General features: G+C 56.4%; 15 protein-coding genes. 3 read left to right on the top strand and 12 right to left on the bottom strand.

Annotated elements, in window-relative coordinates; all coding sequences use genetic code 11:
* Positions 1–20: 20 nt before the first annotated feature.
* The 6 genes from SD425_RS14885 to SD425_RS14910 form a co-directional block, all read right to left on the bottom strand.
* Positions 21–1,970 (bottom strand): glycoside hydrolase family 97 protein, encoded by a 1,950-nt coding sequence (locus SD425_RS14885; RefSeq protein WP_324670731.1) that lies wholly within the window; start codon positions 1,968–1,970, stop codon positions 21–23.
* Between the two features lie 231 nt (positions 1,971–2,201).
* Positions 2,202–3,548, bottom strand: coding sequence for an acetylxylan esterase (locus SD425_RS14890; RefSeq protein WP_324670732.1), 1,347 nt, complete (start codon positions 3,546–3,548; stop codon positions 2,202–2,204).
* Complete coding sequence (locus tag SD425_RS14895; protein WP_324670733.1) at positions 3,545–6,916, bottom strand: glycosyl hydrolase; 3,372 nt, start codon at positions 6,914–6,916, stop codon at positions 3,545–3,547. The genes SD425_RS14890 and SD425_RS14895 overlap by 4 nt, the downstream gene beginning before the upstream one ends.
* Positions 6,917–7,184: 268 nt before the next feature.
* On the bottom strand, positions 7,185–8,630 hold the full coding sequence (locus SD425_RS14900) for a RagB/SusD family nutrient uptake outer membrane protein (protein WP_324670734.1): 1,446 nt from the start codon (positions 8,628–8,630) through the stop codon (positions 7,185–7,187).
* A 4-nt stretch (positions 8,631–8,634) separates the two neighbouring features.
* Complete coding sequence (locus tag SD425_RS14905) at positions 8,635–12,114, bottom strand: TonB-dependent receptor (RefSeq protein ID WP_324670735.1); 3,480 nt, start codon at positions 12,112–12,114, stop codon at positions 8,635–8,637.
* Between the two features lie 5 nt (positions 12,115–12,119).
* Positions 12,120–13,145, bottom strand: a complete 1,026-nt coding sequence (locus SD425_RS14910) for a FecR family protein (RefSeq protein ID WP_324670736.1) — start codon at positions 13,143–13,145, stop codon at positions 12,120–12,122.
* 577 nt (positions 13,146–13,722) lie between these two features.
* Between SD425_RS14910 and SD425_RS14915 the strand changes: the two genes are divergently transcribed.
* Together SD425_RS14915 and SD425_RS14920 are read left to right on the top strand one after the other, a co-directional pair.
* The gene (locus SD425_RS14915; protein ID WP_324670737.1) at positions 13,723–14,316 is read left to right on the top strand and encodes an RNA polymerase sigma-70 factor; all 594 of its coding nucleotides are present in this window, start codon (positions 13,723–13,725) and stop codon (positions 14,314–14,316) included.
* Positions 14,317–14,527: 211 nt separating this feature from the next.
* Positions 14,528–14,929 (top strand): heme-binding protein, encoded by a 402-nt coding sequence (locus tag SD425_RS14920; protein ID WP_324670738.1) that lies wholly within the window; start codon positions 14,528–14,530, stop codon positions 14,927–14,929.
* Between the two features lie 241 nt (positions 14,930–15,170).
* On the opposite strand, the gene SD425_RS14925 is transcribed toward SD425_RS14920, so the two are convergent.
* The 6 genes from SD425_RS14925 to SD425_RS14950 all read right to left on the bottom strand — a co-directional run bounded on the left by SD425_RS14925 (position 15,171) and on the right by SD425_RS14950 (position 21,302).
* The gene (locus SD425_RS14925) at positions 15,171–15,947 is read right to left on the bottom strand and encodes a glucose 1-dehydrogenase (protein ID WP_324670739.1); all 777 of its coding nucleotides are present in this window, start codon (positions 15,945–15,947) and stop codon (positions 15,171–15,173) included.
* 260 nt (positions 15,948–16,207) lie between these two features.
* Positions 16,208–16,762, bottom strand: coding sequence for a TetR/AcrR family transcriptional regulator (locus tag SD425_RS14930; protein ID WP_324670740.1), 555 nt, complete (start codon positions 16,760–16,762; stop codon positions 16,208–16,210).
* Positions 16,763–17,048: 286 nt separating this feature from the next.
* Entirely contained in the window at positions 17,049–17,873 is an 825-nt protein-coding gene (locus SD425_RS14935; RefSeq protein ID WP_324670741.1) for an alpha/beta hydrolase, read from the bottom strand.
* 191 nt (positions 17,874–18,064) lie between these two features.
* Positions 18,065–18,697 (bottom strand): gluconate 2-dehydrogenase subunit 3 family protein, encoded by a 633-nt coding sequence (locus SD425_RS14940; protein ID WP_324670742.1) that lies wholly within the window; start codon positions 18,695–18,697, stop codon positions 18,065–18,067.
* A 22-nt stretch (positions 18,698–18,719) separates the two neighbouring features.
* On the bottom strand, positions 18,720–20,462 hold the full coding sequence (locus tag SD425_RS14945) for a GMC family oxidoreductase (protein WP_324670743.1): 1,743 nt from the start codon (positions 20,460–20,462) through the stop codon (positions 18,720–18,722).
* Between the two features lie 144 nt (positions 20,463–20,606).
* Complete coding sequence (locus SD425_RS14950) at positions 20,607–21,302, bottom strand: DUF1080 domain-containing protein (RefSeq protein WP_324670744.1); 696 nt, start codon at positions 21,300–21,302, stop codon at positions 20,607–20,609.
* A gap of 556 nt (positions 21,303–21,858) precedes the next feature.
* Here SD425_RS14950 and SD425_RS14955 point away from each other — a divergent pair.
* A complete protein-coding gene (locus SD425_RS14955; protein ID WP_324670745.1) occupies positions 21,859–22,737 on the top strand; it encodes a YitT family protein in 879 nt (292 codons plus the stop codon).
* Positions 22,738–22,745 lie beyond the last annotated feature (8 nt).

Consider the following 22,745-nt stretch of genomic DNA (forward strand, 5'->3'; position numbering starts at 1 on the left):
TGCTACAGATTATTCCTAGCCTATGGTGCAGGTTCAATGCGCGCAGCAAAGCCGCCATCCGGCACCATCGTCAGCTTGATGGTCTCGCCGGCTTTGATGGGCTGCACAATCTTCTTGTAATCCATGGCTTGCACATCGGCATTCACACCGTCTTTGAGCAGCGTGATTTGGTAAGCCACACCTTTGGGCAGGAAATCGGTGGGCAGCACTACTTCATGGGCCTTCTCGGCGGTCATGCCGCCTACGTACCAGGTGGTGCCTTTCCGCTTGGCTGTCACGATGTAGTCTCCGACGGCGGCTTCCAGGACGCGGGTTTCGTCCCAGGTGACGGGCACGGAGGTGATGAATGAGGTGGTTTCGGGCTCGCGCAAGTAGTTGAAGGGGTTATCGGCGAGCATCTGCAAGCCGCTTTCGAACACGATGTACATGGCCAGCTGGTGCCCGCGTGTGCCGATGCTCATGGTGTTCACCCAGTTGGGGCGGTAGTCCTTGGGGTGGGCCGAGCGCATGGCGCCGGGCGTGTAATCCATCGGCCCCACGGCATTACGCAGGAATGGCAGGAAGAGGTTGTTCTTGGGCGTAGCTAGGCCCCCGCCGATGTTCTGCTCCATGCCAATCACGCCTTCGTAGGACAACACATTGGGGTACGCCACCTCTAGGCCAGCTGGTTTGAAGGCGCCATGAAAATCAACCAAGATGTGGTGCTTGGCGGCCTCTTTCGCTACGCGGGTGTAGTAGTTCACCATCCACTGGTCGCTGCGGTCCATGAAGTCGATCTTCATGCCGGCAATGCCCCACTTCTCCAGCGTTTCAAATACATTGAAGTTGTTCTGCACGGCTAGCCAAGTAAACCACAGGATGATCTTGACATTCTTGCTCTTGCCATAGGCAATGAGTTCTTGCAGGTTGATCGTAGGGTTGGGCTCGAAAGGGTTGAGCGTGGTTTTGGCCCACCCTTCGTCCATGATGATGTAAGGGATGCCGAACTTGGAGGCAAAGTCGATGTAGTACTTGTAGGTATCCTGGTTGTAGCCCGACTTAAAATCAACGCCGTACACGTAGGCATTGTGCCACCACTCCCAAGTCACTTGGCCGGGCTTGATCCACTTCGTATCCTTTAGCTGGTTGGGTGTACTGAGCTTATACACCATCTGGTTCGCAGCTATTTGCGCGTCTTGGTCGGTTATTACCAAGAACCGCCACGGGAAAGAACGCTTGCCGGCCGTCTTAGCTAGGTACGGCGCTTCCTTCTCGATCTTCAGGCTTCGGTCGCCATCGGGCCCGAACGCCAGTGGTGCTTTCGGGAAGGTGGCGTCGATGCTTTGGTCGCTGCTGGCTTTCACGAATAAGGCGGGGTAGTCGTACAAGTCGGCTTCGGAGAACAGCAGTTTGCCCTTCTTGGTATCAAAAAGAATAGGCAACACGCTCATCTTTTGCTTGTCCACCGCCCCTAGGTCTTTGCGCTTGTAGAGGATTTCGTAAGAGGTTTTGAAGCTGCCGGTTTCGAGGTAAGAAGTCTCCACTGGCTCGGCAAACTGGAGGTGCACGTCCTCGCTGTTCACCACCACCGAATCCTTCTTGTTGGTGATAAAGCGGTACGCAATGCCATCGTTATACGCCCGGAACTCGACGCTGAAGTCATTCTTGAAATCGAGCCGCAGCTGGTTGTAGTGGTTGGTTACGGTGCTGTTTTTAAGCGAAACCACGGGGCGCGACGTGGTGTTGACCGTCGTAAAGGACTTCTTGCGCAACTGGGCCTTCTCGCCGAGAGGCTGGTTAGCTAGGTTTAGCTGCAAATAACTCTTGCTTAGTAAGGTGCTGCCATTCAGCGCCACCGAGTAGCTTAAACGATTTTGCAAATCGACCGAAATTTTGATTCGTTTGTCGGGTGAGAGCAGGTCAATGGGCGCACTGAGCAGGCGGGCCGAGACGAGCAGGAACCCGCAGGCAAACAAGAGCTTTGCTTTCATTCGTTGGTGGGTGTTTTGGTGTAGCCCCCGCTCCCAGTAAAACTGAAACGGGCACCGTAAGATAGGTGCCCGTTCCGCTTAATACCACGAGTTTGTTGAGGAATTCGCCAAAAGTCACCGAGTCGTCATGCTGAGCTGGTCGAAGCATCTCTACCGCAATGGTAAACCCTAACGGTGGAGGTACTTTGGCGGTAGAGATGCTTCGACCAGCTCACCTTGACCGAAACTTAACTACTTACTCTGCACCAAATGTGCGCGCATGAACTCGGCAAACACATTATAGTCGGAAGGAATAATGCCGTGGCCGCCGTCGTGCATGTAGTAGCTCAACGTTTGGCCTACTAGCTTGCTAGGCGCGGGCATGGGCCCGGCGGGTACCCCCTGCTGCCCTAGCAAGTTGTACACCGGCGTAGCCGCCACAGCCGACAGAAACTCGCCTTTCGGGTCGCTCCAATAATCAGTGCTGCCGGTTTGCAGCAGCAAGGGACGTGGCGCTACCAAGGCTACCAGCATGTGCGAATCCATGGGCGCGTCGGTGCGGTTGGCGAGCTTCTGGTAGTTCTCGCAAAACTGGTACGGGTAGCGGGTCGGTGCGACGAGGTGGGCAATGGTTTCACCGTAGTTGCGCCGGGCCAGGGCCGCGCCGCCTTCGCCTGACACGCTGGCAATCGTGAGGGCAAACCTAGAGTCGTTGGCGCCGGTCCAGAGTACCGTTTTGCCTAGGCGCGAGGCACCTAGCAGGGCTACCCGCTTGCTATCCACGGCTTTGTCGGTTTCGAAGTAATCGAGGGCGCGGCTCAGGCCCCAGCTCCACGCCGCCACGGCGCCCCACTCATTGGGCGCGAATTTTTCCTGGCCGGACTTGAGGTAGAGGCTGCGCACGCCATACTTCACGCCGCCATCGAAGTCCGGCTCAATGTCGCCGTAGTACACGGAGGCGACGCCAATGCCTTTCTCCAGAAACGGCTCTACTGTGAGCTTCATGAAGCCATTCGGGTTGTAGGCTGGCGCTGGCACTTTCTGCTTATCCTTGTTCCAATACTGCCCCTGCCGCACGCCGGGGTCGTCGATCAGCATGGAGTTCGGCATGAAGTTGATGTTGAGCAGCAGCGGCACCGGCTTGGTGGTGTTGGCGGGCAAATACACCAGCAGATCCATCTTGGGCCCGTCGTTGCGCTCGGAGAAGTACACCGTTACCTGCTTGCGCGTAGCCTTGCCGTTGAGGGCAGGCGTGCCTTTATCGAACACCTCGAAGCGCAGGTTGCGGGGCTTGCCGGGCGCGCGGCCGTACACGTTTTGCTCAAACCACGTCCGGATTTCGGGGCGGCGCTGCTTGGTCCAGGTAGCGGCGTCCGTCACCTTTTTGCTGTTGGCAAGCACCAACGGATCGGGCAGCGTGTAGGTGCCTACTGAGTCTTCGCTGTAGTTTACCGGAATGCCGGCTACTATGCGTGCCGGCTTATTTGCCGCGGGCGCCTGGGGCGTAGCTGGCGGCTGCGCCTGAGCTATCAAGGCATGCGGTAACAAGCTGAAAGTAGCACAACCTAGGACCACTGAGAAGAAGAATGAAGGCTTCATTTGGTTTGCATGGTTAACGATTGAGGTTTTCCGCTTGGGCTCTCTGCTTTCTCCACGGCCATAATCCGCACCGGACCTAACAGCCCAGACCGACCTAGCTCGTATTGTCCGCCGAAGGGTGCCGTGTACGAATCCAACACTTTCTTGTCGGGGCCAGCTAGCTTATCGCCCATCAGGCGGTTGGTCCACTCGTTGATTACTTGGATTTCTACCTGGTTTTTGCCGGGCTTAAGTAGCCTGGTTACGTCGGCCTGGAATGGCGCCTGCCAGAGCAGCTCCAGCTTCTGCCCGTTCACCGTCACCTCAGCCATGTCGCCGACGCTACCTAGGTCAAGCACGATCCGGCGCCCGTTGTGAAACCACTTCTTACTGGCTTCAATGGTTTTGTGGTAGGTGGCCGCACCGGAGAAATACTTGATACCAGCATCCTGATTATCCGTCCAAGAAGCTAGCTGCGCGAAGGTTGCTTCGGCTGGGGCACCTAGCTTCGGGGCAAACGTCACCCGCCACGGCCCCTCTACCGTGAGCAGTGTAGACTCAGTCGGCACCGGCGCCGCAGCCCGAGCGGTGGCGGGCGCCGCGTGATTGAACACCACGAACACCGTTTCGCGCTCCTTTAAATGCAGCGGTACAGTAGTTTGCCCACCACTGATGGTGTAGCCGGCCGGCTCCATTTCGCCGGTAGCTGAGTGCCACAGCGCTACGTCTTTGCCACTCACGCGAAACTGCGCTTTCAGGTCTTGCGTGCTATCAGACCGGTTGACCACATAATACAAATCAGCATCACCCACGCGGCGGTGAATCCAAGGGACTTGGCTACCTAGGGGCCGGCTACACTCCACGTCGGGGGTGAGACCGGCCAGGGGCATCACCTGCGCCAGCGGCAAACCCCACACGATCTGGCCTTTGCCGTAGTGGCGCTTGGTCCGGCTGCGGCCGTCCAAGTCGCCCCAGACGTCACTGGCAATTTCCTGCAGCTCAGGATCGGAGCTAGGGTACGCCGTCAGGCCGGGCGCTTTCACGGGCTTGGGACCTACGATGGTGGCACCACCTTGCGCTAGCTCCCGCACTTTGCGCAGCACGGGCAAGGTCATTTGTTCGATTTCGGGCAATACGAGCACGCCGTAGCTCATGCCGTCGGGTAGCACAAGGCGACCTTTGTCGTTCACCGACATGCGGGTAATCAGCGCGTCGGCGTTGATGTAGTCGAAGGCGTAGCCCTCGGGCAAAGCGGGCTGCAAACCGGCACCCCAAAACGGCATAGTCGACGGAGCACCTTCGTTGAGCAGGTACGCCACATCGGCCACGTACTGGCCCTGCTGCAACATAAAGGTGTTGCGGGCTAGGTAGGTCATCAGCGGCTTAGCTTGCTCGGCCCAGGTGATGTTGCGGTTCAGGTGGGTGCCTACCATCGTATTGCCAGGCTTGGTATCGAGGGGCTGGTGGGCGGAGGTATGGAACACCAAGCGATTGATACCCTGCGTAAACCAGTAATCACTGATCTTCTTCAGCGTGTACGGCGACTCGTAGTTGCCGCCCGTGAATGACTCAGCCGCAATCAGGTTCTTGCCATACACGTGGCCCGACGAAGCCGCTCCGCGCACATCCTCGTAGTACATACTCGACGGATGCAGGTCCTTCACCCAAAACTCGCCCATCGGAATATCGACGTACTTTTTATAAAGGAGGGCGTCTTCAATCGTCTCCAAGGATACGCCGCCCGCTTCCCCATAAGTCTGGATGCCCTGCTTGTGCAGGAAATCGGTGACGGTGCCGTAGTGGTTTTCGGCGAACATATCCACGAGCGTGCGGCGGAAGTCCCACAGCACCCGGTCGCTGATTTCGGCGCTGCCCACTACCCTACCGGCTAGCACCGGCAAGTACGGCGTGAGGTCGTAGCCGCGGCGCTTCTGAAACTCGGGCAGCATCTCGTCGGTCCAGTTCTGAATGCCGGCTTCCCAGCTGTCCATCAACATGTAGCGCAAGGCCTTCCCGTAAAGCGGACCTAGAGCTTGCCGCAGCGGCTCGGTGTAGCCTTGCATGTACGCCTCGGTGTGCTTGCGGCTGAGCTTGTCAACTTCGAGCCCGTTGGCCGCGGGCACGGCTGGGCGGTTTCTAGCACCGGTGAGCGAGTAGCCTAGGCGCATAATCGTCCACTTGCCGGGCGGCACCTGCCAGGTGAGCGTGCCGTCGGGTTGCATTTTGGAAGTCAGCACCACCACGTTGGTCGGGCTGATGGTGGCGGGCGCGGCTACTGGTGGCGTGGCCGTTGATTCGTACTCAAACAGAAAGTTGAAGCCAGCTTTGTCTTCCCAGCGGTTTACCCTAGCTCCGGTGTGCAGTTGAAACTCGTTGAGGGCGTAGCTGCTATCGGGTTGGGCAGGCGCTTCGGAAATCACCTCGGCGGGCTTCATAGGCGCGCCACTCAGCTCCAGGCGGTAGTAGCGGGCGGTGGTCGTCGGAATAGAAAAGGTGCGGACGGTGCCGCCGCGGTAGCCTTGCTTGCCCGGCAGCGCCGTGAGCGTGGTAAATTGCTTTCCATCGGAGCTTGCTTGCAAGCGCCCAAACGGAATACCGCGGGTGCCTGCCACGGTAAACGCCTGCACCTTTGTGGGTTGCTTAAAGCTATATTGCACCCAAGCTGTGCCACGCTTTTCCGCAGGCTTTACGACCAAAGACGTATTTAGGTCATCATCCAGCAGCGCTTTGGCGTCGATGGTGCCGGCGTTGGTCATCACTGTTGGCTGTAGGTGCGCTTCTTCCGCTTCGGTCGTAGGAGTTCGGAAGGCAATAACGGCCGTTTCGCCGTAGAAGCCGGTTGCAGGGCTGTTTTTGCTGCGAGCTAGGTTGCGGATTGCACCTTCCACGGAAGGCGGTTGCGGTAGCTTTCCTTTGAACGTCTTACCGCCTTCCACCTGCAACTCGCTCCACACCAGCTTCTTCATGGCTTGTTCGGGCTTCACCCACGGGGCGCCGGTGAGACTCCAGCCGGGCGAAGTGAACATGGTCATTTCCAAACCTAGCCTGTCGGCTTCAGCGGCGGTGTGCTTCACAGCATCGAGCCAGGCGGGCGTACCGAACACTACTTTTTCATTCACCGTTTGTCCGCTACCAGCCCCTACGTCGGCTAGCTGAAAGCCTGCGATGCCTGAGCGCTTCATCCATTCCAAGTCCTTGGTGATGCCCTCTTTGGTGATGTTGCTGTTGGTCCAGTGCCACCAGGTGCGGGGCCTGGCTGCTTCGGGCGGATTTTTAAAACCCTGTTCCAGCGCAACGCTGGCATCCTGCGCCCTGGTCATGAACGGCAGCGCCGTAAGAGCTAGGCCAACCAAGACTTGCGGCTTGGGCCAGCGACGAAAAACAACCATAAGCTTTGTGTTGTGGGAATAATTTGGTGCGCGTGGTAAGTGTAGAAGAAAGGCCATAGCTGGCCTCCCTGGTCCGTCATGCTGAGCTTGCCTGAACGATGTAGAGACGCGACACTTCGCGTCTTGGCGTTGAACGATTCAACCTAGAACGACGCCGAGATATTAACAGCATCAGCAACACGGAGACGCGAAGTGTCGCGTCTCTACATCGTGCAATGAAGCAGTAGAGATGCTTTGGCCAGCCCAGCATAACGTTCAGACCTTATCCTTAATAACCAGGATTTTGCGTGATTTTATTTGGGTTCAGGTTCACCTGGTAACGTGGAATCGGAAACAGTTGCTCGTACGCCTGCACCGAGTTGCCGCTGCCGATTTCGTCATTGGATAAGCCACTGGCAAAGTGCGCGTTCATCACCGGGAGCAGGCGACCGGTGCGCAGCAAATCGAACCATCGGTGGCCTTCGTTGTAGAGTTCTAGGCGGCGCTCCTGCTCAAGAGCTAGGCGCATGGCGCTTTGGTTACCACGTAAGTTATCGGAGGTGGTGAGGCCGGCGCGGGTACGTACTTGCTGGAGGTAGGTGAAGGCCGCGGCCGTGTTGCCTAGCTCGTTTTGCACCTCAGCGTACATCAGCAGCATATCGGCGTAGCGCAGCTCAATCCAGTCGTTGCCGGAGTCCACGGTTGTAGTCATGCCTTTATCGAAGTACTTGGTAGTGAAGTTGTAGGCGCGGCGAGAGCCGGTCAGGCGACTAATCGTGGCCTTGCGCGTGTCGGTGGCGGTGAAGAGGTTATAAAGCTCGTCGGTGATGAGGAAGGTGCCCACGCCACGCCGCAGCGCGCCCGTGCCAATATCCTCATTCGCAAAGGCATACTGCACAAACGGGTTGCCCTGCACCGGATCAAAGCCGCGGGCGTACTGCACCGCAAAGATGACCTCGGCGTTGTTAGGCTGGGCCGCGTCGAATATGTCAGCGTAGTTGGGCAGCAGGCGGTAGGTGCCAGAGTTGATGACTTCCAGCAGCTTGGGGCTAGCATCGCCGTAGCGCTTTAATGTGAGGTACACCTTGGCTAGCAAAGCTTTCGCCGCCCCACGCGTGGCCCGACCGATATCGGCGTTTTGGGTGTACGTCAGGGGCAGCTGCTCGGCGTCCTTCAGATCAGCAATGATCTGCTCGTAGACTTGCGCCACCGGCGTACGGCCAAATTCATAGGCTTCCTGACTGGTTTTGATGTCCTTCAACACCAATGGTACGTCGCCGTAGATGCGGACCAGGTTGAAGTACATTAGGGCGCGTAAGAACTTGGCTTCGTTGATGTAGCGCAGCTTGGTGTCGTCGTTCATCGGGATGTTGCCGATATTATCGAGCACCAGGTTGCAGCGCGAGATGGTGGCGTACGAGCGGTTCCACATCTCGCTCACGATACCGTTATCGGCCACCACGTTCGACTCATTAATGGTGATGTGGTCGGTGGAGTTGTTGAACTTGCTGTTGTACGCGTCGTCGGCGGCTAGGTCACCGAAGGCAAACTTGTAGCGGTACGATTCGCGCAGAGTGAAGTAGGCGTCGTTCAGCACCTGCCGCACGCTGGTTTCGTCGGTGTAGAAGGTGCTCTCGGCGGGCTGGTCGAGCGGGGTACGATCGAAGTAGTCGTCCTTACAGGCACCTAGGCTCACGGCAAGGACGAGGGCAGAAAGAAATTTGGCCGTTTTCATTGCCTCAGAAAGTTAGGTTTAAGCCCATAGAGATGTTGCGCGAAATCGGGTAGGTGCCGTTGTCCACGCCGCTGTTGGTGGGGTTGTCGGTGGCGCCGTTGGTGGTAGCCCCGTTGGCCTGCGGGTTGCGGAAACCACCGGCTTTGGTGAAGGTGTAAATGTTCTGCCCCGTGGCGTAGAGGCGCAGACGCTGCACGTGGATCTTCTCGGAGAGCACCGTGGGCAGCGTGTAGCCGAGCGTGATGTTGCGGATGCGCAAAAAGCTAGCATCGTAGAGGTAGCGGGTGCTGGAGGCAATGTCGGAGGAGAGGTTGGTGGTACCAGCCCGGTGAAACTTGCCATTGCCGGGGTCCGACTCCGAGCGCCACCGGTCCAACGACTGCTTCGAGCCGTTTTCGAGCCACCGACCTAGGGCTAGCGGCAACTCCTGGCTGCGGTAGATTTCACCGCCCTGTGAGCCATCAAGCAAGATGTTCAGGTCGAAGTTGCTATAGGTAAAGGTGTTGCCGAACCCGTACACAAAGTCGGGCTGGTAGTTGCCGGCCCGCACTTGGTCGTCGGCGGTGATGCGGCCATCGGGCACGCCACCGGGGCCACTCACGTCGCGGTAGCGCAAATCGCCAATGCCCTGCGAGCCTAGCTTCGGGTAAGTGTCGACGTCGTTTTGGTTATTGAAGGTGCCGTCGACGATGTACAGGTAAAAGTCGCCCATGGGGCGGCCCACGTAGTTGCGCACCACACCTTGGTTAGCGAGCTGCGTTTGGCCGCTGGCCAGACTCATGATCTGGTTGCGGTTGAAGGAGATGTTGAAGTTGGTGTTCCACTTCAACTTCCCGTCGATGTTGAGCGTGTTCAGGGTCACTTCCAGGCCACGGTTGCGCACGTTGCCCACGTTCTGAATCACCGACGCCGCCTTGCCATTAATGCTCGGAATATCAGCCGACAAGATGATGTTGCTGTTGCGGTTGTACAGATCCACCGACAGGCCAATGCGGTCGTTCAGAAAACCTAGGTCCAGCCCGGCATCAAACTGCTTGTTCTTCTCCCAACCTAGGTCGAGGTTCGAGAAACCACTCGGCCGGAAGGCCACCACCTGTGCGTCGGTGGTGCCGAAGTTGTAGGCTTCGCGTTGCATGGTGGCAATCCAGGGGTAGTAGCCGGGCAGCTGGTCGTTGCCGGTTTCGCCGTAGCTCGCCCGGATTTTCAGCATCGACACCGCTTTGTTTTCTGCCAGGAAGCTTTCTTCACTCACGTTCCAGCCCGCTGACACGGATGGGAATATGCCAGCGCGGTTCGTCGGTCCGAAGCGGCTCGACCGGTCGCGGCGCAACGAGCCCGAGAGCAGGTAGCGTCCTTTATAGTTGTAGTTGAGGCGGCCAAACACGGCATCAAACACGTATTCGCGTCGCTCCGAAGCACCCTTGTTCAGCACCGCGCCCTGCACATTTTTCACGCTAGAGTTCACGAATGCCACCGGATTGTCGCGGTCGGTGCGGGGTTCCAGGGTTACGTAGAAGTCGTTTTGGCGCGACACGTCATAACCTAGGAGCGCCGTGAAGTTGTGGTCTTGGTGCAGGGAGAAGTCGTAGGTCGCCGTGTTCGACCAGTACCAGTTGATGTTGGTTGTGTTGTTGCGGCGAGCCCGGATCTGCGCTAGGTTCGGCGTGGAAATGTTACCCGTGTTGCCGTTGCCGCGGGCCAGGAAAGGCTCCACAAACCATTCTTCCCGCTCGGACACCAAGCCCACATTCATACGGGAGTTAAGCTTTAGTCCTTCAATGGGTTCGTACTCCAGGTAGGCGTTGCCGGTCTGTCGGAAGGAGTAGAAAAAGTCCTTATTAGCATCAAGCTTCACCAGCGGATTCGACAGCTCGTCGTTGAAGATGGTTTTCATCTCCGGGTCCTGCGTAATCACGAAGTAGTCGCCGTTGGGCCGCCACACCGGTAGGATCGGCGGCATCGTCAGTGCCTCGGCCAAGATGCCATCGACACCCGTTGAAGTGTTGCCGCCGGTGGTTTGCTGCACGCGGCGCTGGGTGTACGACGGTTGCAGGTTCACCCCTACCCGCACTTTGCTGGTCAGGTCGGCGTCGAGGCTAGCCCGCAGGTTGTAGCGCTTCAGGAAGGTGTTTTTCAGCGTGCCTTGCTGGTCGATGTATCCGCCCGACACCGAGAAACGAACTTTGTCGCTGCCGCCGGTGGCGCTGAGCTGATAATTCTGGAACGGTGCCTTGCGAAAAATCACGTCCTGCCAGTCGGTGTTGGCCCAACGCTCGGGCTGGTTCAGAAAGGCTGGAATGGGTCGGTTTTGGTAAGCTAGGCCTTCTTTGGCCATGTCAACGAATTCCTGCCCGTTCAGCAGATCGTAGCGGTGCATCACCGTCTCGACGCCGGCGGTGGCATTTAGCGAAAACGTCGTCTTGCCCGACTTGCCCCGCTTGGTCGTGACGATGATAACCCCGTTACCGGCCCGCGACCCGTAGATGGCCGCTGAAGCCGCATCTTTCAGAATGTCAATACTTTCAATATCCTGGGGCGAAATGGCGTTGAACAAGTTACCATCATTCGTCGGATAGCCATCTATAACGTAGAGCGGGCTGTTGCCGCTGGTAATGGAGCCCGCGCCCCGAATCCGGATGGCCGGTGGGTCGCCGGGAGCCCCGCTCGTTTGCTGCAACTGCACCCCCGACACCTGCCCCACCAGCGCCTGCGTGGGGTTCGTGACGGGTAGGTTGGCGACCTGGTCGCCTTTCACGCTGGATATGGCCGTCGTGACGGTGCGCTTGCTTTGAGTACCATAGCCTACTACTACTACTTCCTTCAGCGCCTGCGTGTCCTCGGAGAGCCGGATGCTCAAGGCCGTGCTAGCTTCCGTCACCGGCACTTCCTGCCTGATAAAGCCTACCGAGCTAATTACCAAAGTGCTACCGGGCGGCACGTTCAGCGTAAACCGGCCGTCGGCGTCGGTGCTGGTAACCGTGGTGGTGCCTTTTACCACCACGGTTACCCCCGGCAGCGGCTGGCCGTTGCTCTGCATGACGCGTCCCGACACGGGGAAATCGCGCTTGGCAGAAACGTTTGCAGTTGAAAGTAAATCAACGGAAACGTTTGCGGGTACAGCACTCGAAGACTTGGCGGGTAGCACGATATAATACTTCGCGCGTGTTTTCTCGAAGCGCAGCCCCACTTGCGACAACACCGCTTTGAGCTTGGCGTCCAGGCTGCCGTCGGTTTCTCGGGGCACCACTACTTTGTCGCCGATCAAATCGGTATCGTAGCCGATGGAAGCACCGTATTGGGTTTCCCATTGCGCCAGCAACTGCTTGAGCGAAATGGTGGTAGGTTGCCGTGCTACTTGTTGGGTGGAAGCCAGCAGCTGCGCGGACGCAGACGAGGCCAAGGGAGGTAGGCAGAGTACGCACACCGTCAGCGAAGCCGCGCGCGCCCAACTGCCACCAGAACAGCAGGTAAGGTTTCTTTTCATAGGGGTTAGTGGGAAGAATGATCAGAAAGAATAATTCGATTTTGCTCGCGGCTTACGGTCAGCTGAAAGCTTTTTTCTAGCAACTGAAGCAGCGCTTCTAAGTCGCCCACCGAAAAAGTACCCGAGATCTTGCGCTGGTTGAGCGCCGGGTTTTCGACTACCACGGCCACCCCGTAGGTGTCGCTCAGGCGGGTCGCGACTTCAGCCAACGTCGTGCCGTCGAACACCAGCTTGTCGTCCTTCCAGGCAGCGTACGGGGCAGTGTTTACCACTTTGTGCACTACTTGCCGGGGTTGCGCGTCCCAGGTTTCGACCAGCTCGCCCGGCTTGAGCACCACGTCGTTGCTGCGGGTCCTGTCTGTGAAGCCAACCTTCACCTTGCCCGAAAGCAGCACCACCCGCCCCTGCTGGTGGCGCCGGTACACGGTGAACTTGGTGCCGAGCACCTCCACCCGGAAGCCCGCCGTGGTGCGCACCACAAAGCGGCGGTGGTTGGGCAGGTGCTTCACGGCAAAATACGCTTCACCATCGAGCCACACCTCCCGCACGCTTGCCTGACCTAGGTCGGCAGCATAGCGCAGCGTTGAGTGGCTATTGAGCGTGACGGTGGAGCCATCCGGAAGCCGCACTACGCGAGTTTGGCCGTAAGGCGTGGTGAGCTGCGTAAGTGGTGGCGTAGCGTATTGAGTTTGCCAGAGCCACCCACCGCCCGCCGCAACGCCGACCAGTACCGCGGCGGCAGCGGCCCAACGTCGCCAAGGCAGGTTGCGCTTCTGCGCTTCCGCTTCGATCTGGTTGGGCACTAAACCTAGCTGCTGCAGGAGTGCGGCCTGCATGTGGTCAAAATCCGGCGTGTCCTGTGTCAGGCCCTGTTCGTGCTCCAGCAGCTGCGCGTATTTCTCCATCCAATGCTGCGCCACCAACGCATTGGTGGGCTGGGCTAACCAAGCCAGCACGGCACGGGTTTCCGCGGGTGAAGATTGGCGCCGCAGGTACCGCAGATACGCTTCGAAATCGACTGGAGTAGGCATAAGGCTAGGGTAGGTTTCCCTCTAGTACAAACGACACCCGAGCCAAGGCCAACCCCTATTCAGCTTTTGAAAAAAATTTTATTTATAGCAAAATACATCTTTCATTAACCTAGTAAATATGCTATCAATCAGCTAGTTATCACAGATATAACTATTGTTGTCAAGCCGAGTTTACAATCCGGTCCTTTAGAGCTGTTGCCGCTGAGCCGGGTTTGTAATCCGGTCTTTGGGAGCTGCGGATTTGCAATCCGCTACGTCTGCGCTGCCAGCAAGCCCATTCGAAAAAAGAGCCCGTCGTTGCGTGTGAGAATCCCTCTCCAAGTGACTAAGGAGCCCAGATTGCAGATCTGGCCAAGCATCCAACGCGTTCCAGAAAACTGCTCAAGCTAGGTACTCCCTAATCCCTTGGAGAACACCTAGCTAGCTCCTGCATAGGCTCGGCCAAAACTCATGAGAGTGCAGGAGAGTGCAGGTATTTTTTTAAAACTACCTTAGTGAAGCGTTGCCCAAGTAGTGGCCAACACCGCCGGATTGGCCGGCAGCGTGCTCTGGGTCTCCCTCAACTTATTCTCTCCCAGTGAAGCTTACGAAGAACTTTCCGGAAGAAGCAGAGGCCGCAGCGTCGGACGACGAGCGGCAGTGGTTTCAGACGCTCTTTAAGCAACATGCTACGGGCCTGTACCACCTAGCCTACAACCACCTCCGCTCGCGCGCCGAAGCGCAGGAGATTGTGCAAGATTGCTTTCTGAAGTTCTGGGAGAAGCGCCACGAAGTGGGCCCCGAGGCTACGGCGGCGAAAGGCTACCTCTACACCTCGGCCTACCACGCCATCCTGAACCAGGTGCGCCACCGCCACTACTGGGTGTACGAGGACTGCCCCGACGACTTGATGGTGGAGCAGGAGCCGCAGAGCAGCGGTCTGGAGTACGAGCAGCTCCAGGATTTATATAACAATGCCCTCGCGCAACTGCCCCTGAAGCGGCGCCAGATCTTCGCCATGAGCCGGCAGCAAGGCCTATCGAACGCCAAGATTGCCCAGGAGCTGAATATCTCCATCAAGACCGTGGAAAACCAGATGACCCAGGCGCTGAAGTTTCTGCGGCACTACTTCGTAGCGCACGGCGTGCTGCTGGAGTTCATGCTGCTGCTTTCCGTGTCAGCACTCGTCTAACGTCCCGGAGAAAGTGCGTCTACCCACCAGCCGGACGGCTACGCCACCTAGGCCACGTACCATAAAACCCTGACAGAGGCTTGAAGCCCTGTCAGGGTCAAAACGTCTTACGACTTACCGCTCTGGTAGCCATGCTTCGCCAAAACCAGCCGTTCTGTTTTTTAGAATACATTTACACTCATTGCTTACCAACCACAACCCTCCTATCCGAATGAGTATCACGTTAGAACAAGCTGAACAAGCTATCAAAGCCGCCAAGCAGAAATCAACCGAGCTAGGTGTCAAAATGAACATCGCCGTGGTAGATGCCGGTGCCAACCTCACGGCGTTCGCCCGCATGGACGACGCTTGGCTGGGCTCGGTCGACATTGCCATGCGTAAGGCCCGCACCGCCCGCTTCTTCGACATGCCCACCGGCAACCTAGGCCAAGCCTCCCAGCCCGGTGGCTCGCTCTACAACATCGAGCACTCCAACGGCGGCCTGATCACCTTCCCCGGCGGCTTACCCATCAAGGACGGCAGCGGTAAGATCATCGGCGCTATTGGGGTGTCGGGCGACACCGTGGAGAACGACCACACCGTAGCGCAGGCTGGTGTGGATGCGTTGCAATAGGCTCCCCAAAAGCTCTTCAAACAAAAAGCCGGACCTAGGTCCGGCTTTTTGTTTGAAGAGCTTTGTCAAAGTCCTTCCCCATTCGGACTGCTGAGCGTCGCCGGACCGGTTGCTGTGTGCATCGTTCGGGGGTTGTTCGCTTATTGCTATTTGAACCAATTTGTGCAATGACTACAGCCGATAACCGGTCGGGCACCTAGGACGTTGGATCGGCAGGCGGCGCTACAGGTACACCTTCCAACTAAGCTCCCTGCCCGAGTAGCCGCATGAAGGCGCCGTCCATGACATAGGTAGAGCCCGATACGTAGTCCGAATCGGCGGAGGCTAGGAACAGGGCTAGCTTAGCAATTTCCTCGGGGTGGCCGGCTCGCTTCATTGGAATCTTCTGCGCTTGCTCGTCACGAAACTTGGGGTCGTCGAGGGCCTTCTGGTTCATGGGTGTCAGGATCATGCCAGGGGCGATGTTGTTCACGTTGATGCCGTCTTCAGCAAGTTCCAGCGCCAGCGTGCGGGTCAGGTTGCGCAAACCACCTTTTGCCGCGCAGTAATCGGCCGTGTTCGGCGATACCACCTCTTCGTGGATAGACGTCACGTTGATGATCTTGCCTTTGCCACCTTGCTCCTTGCGGTGTCGTGCAAATAAGCGAGCTAGATAGAAAGGCCCGAACAAATCGGTACGGATGGTTTTCTCAAACTCTGCGGGTTCCATCTCCACCACTGGCTTGTGCGCCCCGCTCACCCCGGCATTGTTGACGAGAATATCGAGAGTGCCGAACCGTTCGAGGCTTTGGGTAAACAGCTGCTCAGCCTGCTGGGCTTCACTCACGTCGGTTTGCACTACCAAGGCTTGCTGCCCGGCTTCTTCTACAGCCTGGCGGGTGTGCTCGGCGCCTTCTTGGTCGGTGTGGTACACAATCACCACGTTGGCCCCTTCCCGAGCAAACTCAATAGCCGTAGCCTGGCCAATACCCGAATCCGAACCCGTCACAAGGGCTACTTTGCCTGCTAGCTTTTTCATCGAAACCTAAGGTTGAATTAGTTGAGAGGGCAGCAAGTCAGCGCCCATGCTAGGTGCTAACGTCTGACAGTTACTGCTTGAAATCAACCTTACCAAACGGTATGCGATGTGGAAGGTTAGGTGGCTAAGTTGCGCCAGTAATGGAGATAGTTTTCATGGTGCTGAACGTGTATGTTTGGGTGAAACAAAAAAGTTCATTCCCGTTAGAATGAACATTCCACTGTCATAGAGTGAATGTTCACTCCATAACCAAGCAAAAATCATTGCTTGATAGCATCCCAAGCAATGCGTGCCTGGCTGTCGAGGAAGGTTTGAGTGAGTGGTTTATCGTTGTTGAGTACCCACCGCACAACGCCCATCATTCCTCCATTGAGAAACTCCAACAACTCGTCAATCCCAATCTCCTTCACGATGCCCTGCTGCTGCCCCTTGGCGAGTAGGTCGGCAACGGGCGCAATGGTTTCCAGTCCTTGCTGCCTGGTAGTAGGCGTCAGCACCGGGGCGTTCTGGTAATGATCCATAAAGCGAAACTGCTCCGGATGTGCCACTAAATACTGTAATAGCGACGTGTAGTACCGATCGAAACGCCGCTTGATGGGCTCGTCGGTAGCTGGCTCGGCCACACTGTGAAGCTGGTTGCGCTTCACGTACAAGTAAATAGCGTTGATCAGTTCTTCTTTCGTAGCGAAGTAGTTGTAGATGGTACCCATGCCCGTATTGGCCGCCCGCGCAATAGCAGACATCGGTGTGCCTTGCGTGCCGTGCTCAATCAGCAGCTTCATGGCTGCCTCTAGTATCTGCGTTTCCTTATCCACGGAGTAAAGGAAAGTGTCTGGAATGTGTACTCCAAACCTAGGTAGGCAGAATTCTTTTACTACTGAGTTTCGACAACCAATACAAATTTGCAATTCGGCCTACTAGATGAGGAGCTTGTCCCTCTCCTCTCACTACAATAGCAACTAACTTATAAATGAAAAGGCACCCACTCCGGGTGCCTTTTTCTATTGTACGAGGCTATATTATGCACGCTTGCTTCTTGTTGCTGTCGACGCTCCTATCATCCTAGCTTCTGTACCTGCGCCTAGATGTAGGGCATTCCTCTTAAACAGTCGTCGTACTAACGGAATCGTTAACCGGACGCAGGTAGTTTTCTAGAGCAGCAATGGTAGCCACCGGCGCGTTCAAGTGCGGGTAGTGTCCACTCGTGTCGAGAATATTTAGGGCGCTACCCGCCAAGCGCTCGTGCATATACTCTCCCACGGCAGCTGGTGCCACTGAGTCGTCGGCGCACTGCACAACCAAAGTCGGCACGTGCAACTTAGGCAGATCAGAGCGGTGATCCGAGAGAAAAGTGGCCCGGGCAAATTGGCGGGCAATGGCGTGCTCCACACTGTTGAAGCTCGTCAGCAGCTCATCGAGCAGTTCTGGGCGCATGTCGCCGCCCACAATGCTAGGTACCAACATGCTAGACCACGCGCGATAATCACGATCTAGAAACCCGAGTAGTTCCTCTAAGTCACCCGGCTCGAAGCCCCCGGCGTAATTGTCATGGTTGACGTAGCAAGGCGACGCAGCTACCAACACCAGCCGCTCGAACAGCTCCGGTGCTCGAATGGCTGCCAGCAGGCCAATCATTCCGCCCACAGAGTGCCCCACGAAGATCACCTTGGGAAGTTGGAGCTCCCGCAAGAGCTCTATTAAGTCGCTGGCATAGCCTTCAAGGGAAGAATATCGGGTAAAGTCATAGGCTGACTTATCCGATTGCCCGGCCCCTACCCAATCGAAGAGAATCACTCGATACTGATTGGCGAAAGCGGGCGCTACGTGGCGCCACGTGTGCTGGTCTGTGCCGAAACCGTGCGCAAACACTATCGGCTGAGTCCCGGAACCATACGTTGTGACATGGTGGCGGAGAAGTATATCCATGCAGTGGACGAGCTACAAAAAGTTGTTCCTAGGCTATAAAGGGTGAGAGCAAATAGGTGAGCTTGGACAAAGAACTACAGAAAGTTTGAAACAGCAACATGACCCGTCCTGTTGAGCTCGCCCAATCGATGGACAGCTCAGCAGGACGGGTCATGTACCTTTTAAAAACTGCGCTCTAGCGCGTTTTGGAATCACACATTTTCCATGCCGTATTGCTTTAGCACGTCCGCTGGCACGCCCGTCCAGCGGTTTGGCGAGTTGCCAACGTACCCTAGGTCAGCAATGCCCATCTTGCTGGTAAAGAAGCCGGTCGCTGTCAGGTCGCGCATTCGGTTGAAAAACGTCACTCCTTGCTGCATTTCGGGCTTCGCTTTGAGCGGATAGGCAATGGCCGTCACCATTTCAAGCTGCTGGGCGCTGGTGCAGTCCACAAAGGCATGCTTGAAGCGTTTCGAGCACTGCACATCCAGCCAGCGCAAGCCCCCACGCAGCGGAACCTGATGATCGGGGATGTCTTTCACGATGAACTCGATAAACTCAGGCACTTTCGCATCAGAGGCGCTACCCGAGTGTTCATCTTTGGGAATAATAATGTCGGCCAGTACCGTAATGGTAGCCATTTCGTGCTTGGTGAAGAACGTCTCGGCGTGGAGTTTTTTGTCGCGCTCTATTTCAAACGCCTGGCGGCCGACGTTATCCGCTTCGGGCGTTTTAATGACGGCGGCCTGCTGGGTCTTACTCGCATCCTCTGTGCAAGAGTCGAGTAGCAAACCGGAGGCTAGGGCAGTTAAGCCGATAGCTTTTAGGGAATCACGTCTTTTCATTGGAGGGGGCTGTAATGGACCGTTAGACAGATAGTTTTTTGCGTTGCTCCAGAATGTACTCGCTGGTGCGCATCGATAGCGCCAAGATCGTCCAGGTAGCGTTCTTGTCGCCCTGCTGCACGAATGGGGCCGCATCCACTACGAACAAGTTTTTGCAGTCATGTGCCTGGCACCATTTGTTGAGAGCCGACTTCTTCGGGTCATCTCCCATCCGAACCGTGCCTACTTCGTGGATGATCCGGCCAGGCGCTTCCAGCCCATAGTTGGTATCAGCCCCGTGAATTTTTGACGTGATGATGCCGCCCATTTCGTGCATGATGGACTGGAACGTTTCCTGCATGTGCTTGGCCTGCTTGACTTCGGCGTCGGTCCACTTGTAGTGAAATTTGAGCACGGGGATGCCGTATTTATCCACCACTTCTTTGTCAATTTCGCAGTAGTTGTCGGCGCGGGCAATAGCGGTGCCCCGACCCGCCATACCGACCTGGCTACCGTAGAAGCGGCGGTAGTCGTCTTTCAGCGAAGCCCCAAAGCCACCGGCTTCTCTCGTGCTGCCGTCGCGGGCGGGTACCAGGCCGTTAATGCTTTCGATGCCGCTGCCGAACCCGTAGGAAGGCATGCGCATGCCGCCGCCGTACTCGATATGATAGCCGCGGGGAAAATCGAGCTTCTTATTATCGAGCCACCAGGGCGTGTAGATGTGTACGCTCCCGACGCCATCCTCATTGTAGCGTTTGCGGTCAAGAAGCTGAGGCAGGAAGCCGCCTAAGCTAGCCCCCGTCGAATCGTGCAGGTATTTGCCGACCACACCGCTGCTGTTAGCGAGACCATTAGGATGGTTGTTGGACACAGAGTTGAGCAACAGCCGGGCACTCTCACCAGCACTGGCTCCTAGAATGACCATCTTGCCCTTTACTTGGTATTCCTGCAAGCTGTTTCTATCCACGTACGACACCCCCGTTGCCAACCCGTTTGACCCGGTGAGCACCTCGCGTACCATCGCATTGGAGAGCACCTTCAGGTTGCCGGTTTTGATAGCCGGAATAACCAAGCAGGAGGAAGCCGAGAAGTCGCCGTACACTTTGCAGCTCCGCCCGCACTGCCCGCAAAAGAAGCAGGCACCCCGGTCCTTGTTGCCCGGCAGCGCTTCCGTCAGCACCGATCCGCGGCCGGGAATCACTTTCACCCCGGCTTTTTCGGCTCCCTTCTTGATGAATAACTCGTTGAGCCTAGGTTTGGGCGGCGGCAAATAAATGCCGTCAGGCTCATTTTCCAGGTTCTCCACGGTGCCATAGATGCCAATCAGGCGGTCTACTTTGTCGTAGAACGGCTTTACCTCTTCGTAGGTGATGGGCCAGTCATCGGTGAGGCCGTCGATGTCGTGGCTTTTAAAATCCTTCGGTCCCATGCGCAGGGAGATGCGCCCCCAGTGGTTGGTGCGCCCCCCGAGCATGCGAGCCCGGAACCAGTCGAACTTCGTTCCGTCCTTGGTAGTATAGGGCTCCCCTTCCAAATCCCAGCCGCCGAAGGCCGCGTCGAAGTCACCGAACGGCCGGGTAGTAGAAGCACCCCGGCGCGGCGATTCGTAGGAAAATTTCAGCTGCTGCGCATCCTTGGCCGGATCGAAAAAAGGCCCTGCTTCGAGCATTAAAACGTTTAAGCCAGCATGAGCTAGCACGTATCCAGCCATGCCACCCCCAGCCCCCGACCCTACAATAATGGCATCGTAAACAGTCGCTGATTCCTTTATTTCAAAAACGCTCATAAGTCTGTTACACTAGTGTTTGTGGAAGGAGCAAGCGAATACGATGGGCGCTTCTTGTTCACCCATTCGTCAATTGCCACCTATTCTTTCTGCAATCGTTTTCCTCCTCCTACTATCCTATCGATTCCAAATAGCTGACAAAGGCTACAGTTGCGTAATTTTTATGTTGCGGAACGCTACCTCGTGGCCATGATCTTGCAGCGCAATATGCCCTTTGGGATAAGCAGCGAAGTTTTTCCAGGTCTTGAATTTGCTGTTTTGAACCAGGGTATTCCACTCGCTACCACCCATTTGTGTATCCACTACTTCGGTACCATTGAGCCAAAAGGTTAGGTGGCCATTGAGTTTGCGCAGCTTGACCTGGTTCCACTGGCCGGCGGGCTTTACCACGTTTTTGGCCGGTGCTTTCATATCATATAAAGAGCCTGCTAGGTGGTTAGCTTTCTTGTTGTCTTCGGCCTTCTTATCATCTAAGATTTGCATTTCCACGCCCGTGTCGTAGGTAGCTTGAAAGGCGGGGTCTTCGTGCACCCCGAAAATGATTCCGCTGTTCCCCCCTTCAGTTATATTCCAATCGAGGGCTAGCTCGAAGTTTTCGTACTCCTTATCCGTCACCAAATCTCCCTGTCCCGTTGCCTTGGGGTCTAACTTCAAGGTGCCATTTACGGCCAACCAGGCGGGCTCTGCCTTGGGCTTCAGGTAAGTATGCCAGCCGTTGGTGGTTTTGCCATCAAACAGTGCTTGTGGGCTAGGCTTAGCTTTAACGGTAGTTCTTTGAGCAATAGCAACGGGGCTCAAGACGGCGCCTAGTGCTACGGCCGTGAAAAAGAAGGCTTTCATGCGGTAAGGGTTGGTGGTTTTAGGAAGACAAGGGCAAGTAGGTGAAGTGGGCTAGGTAGCAGGTTAGCAGAAAACTAGCCGAGTGCGACACGGTAGAGCAATGTAGTATTTTCTGCTTGTTCGGCGTGCCCGGCAAGCTCCGCTGTTGTACCTGAAAGCTAGCCGTTTGGTCGGGCAGTTAGTATTCCGCCTTAAGCGAAAAATCTGGTTGAGACGCAAAAGCTAAAACATTTTAGCGGAGAAGCCATATGGTAGCACCTGCGGATTTGAGAAGTTGTGTGTAGAAAGCCCCAAAAAACGGTCCTGCTGAGCGTAGTGATCTTACTGCACTTCAGCCACTTCATGAGCAATCTTTAAACAAGCCGCCCGGATTCAGACTAGCTTCCTCGCTTCGCGCAGAATGACAGCGCTTAACTAGCCGCTTCCTTCCGTCTTACCAGCTAGCCTAGTGCCTCCAAGGGCTGCAACTCTGCCCGGTTGAGATAATCCTGTGTATTTTGAGCGCACCTGGGCTTTGACAAAGCCCAGCATTTACATCACTCTTTATTAGCTGCGTATGGCTGCTTCCGGTACTTCGACGGTGACTGAAAATTTTAAAAATGTAGGCTTGGTAGTGCTCGGTATCCTGAGTGCGAGCACAGGCCTAAAAAGCTTTTTATTGTCGAGTCACTTTATTGACGGCGGCGTAACGGGCATTTCCATGCTCTTGGCTCAAATCTTAGGCGTACCTCTAGCGGTGCTACTGTTGGTCATCAATTTGCCGTTTCTGGTGCTAGGTTACCGGCAGATTGGGCGAGGTTTTGCGCTCAAGAGCGCTGCCGCCATTGCCGGCCTCTCACTCACGGTGGCGCTGGTACCGTTCCCCGACATTACACCCGATTTGCTGCTCACCGCCGTTTTTGGCGGTCTATTTATTGGGGCCGGTATTGGCCTGGCTATGCGCGGCGGCGCAGTCCTCGACGGTACCGAAATTGCCGCCTTGCTTATCAGCAAACACAGCCCACTGCTCAAAGTAAGCGACGTCATCCTGCTACTGAACGTATTCATCTTCGGCACGGCCGCTTTCTTCCTAGGTATTCAAACGGCCATGTATTCCATTTTGACCTACGTAGCAGCGTCTAAGGCCTTGGATTTTCTGCTCAATGGCATTGAGCAATATACGGGGGTCACGATTGTGTCGGAGCATAGTGAGGAAGTGCGCCAAACCATCACGGAGAAGCTAGGTCGTGGGGTTACGATTTATCAGGGCAAGCGCGGCTACGGCAAACGCGGCGATCAACATGAAGCCCGTGACATCGTCTTCACCGTGGTGACGCGGCTGGAGCTGCCGCAGCTGCGCAGTGAAGTACGCCGCATTGATCCGAAAGCCTTTCTCATTCAGCAGAGTATCGACGACACCGAGGGAGGAATGGTCAAGAAGCGGCCTTTGCACTAAGGGTGTGG

It is taken from the genome of Hymenobacter sp. GOD-10R, assembly GCF_035609205.1.
GTDB lineage: Bacteria > Bacteroidota > Bacteroidia > Cytophagales > Hymenobacteraceae > Hymenobacter.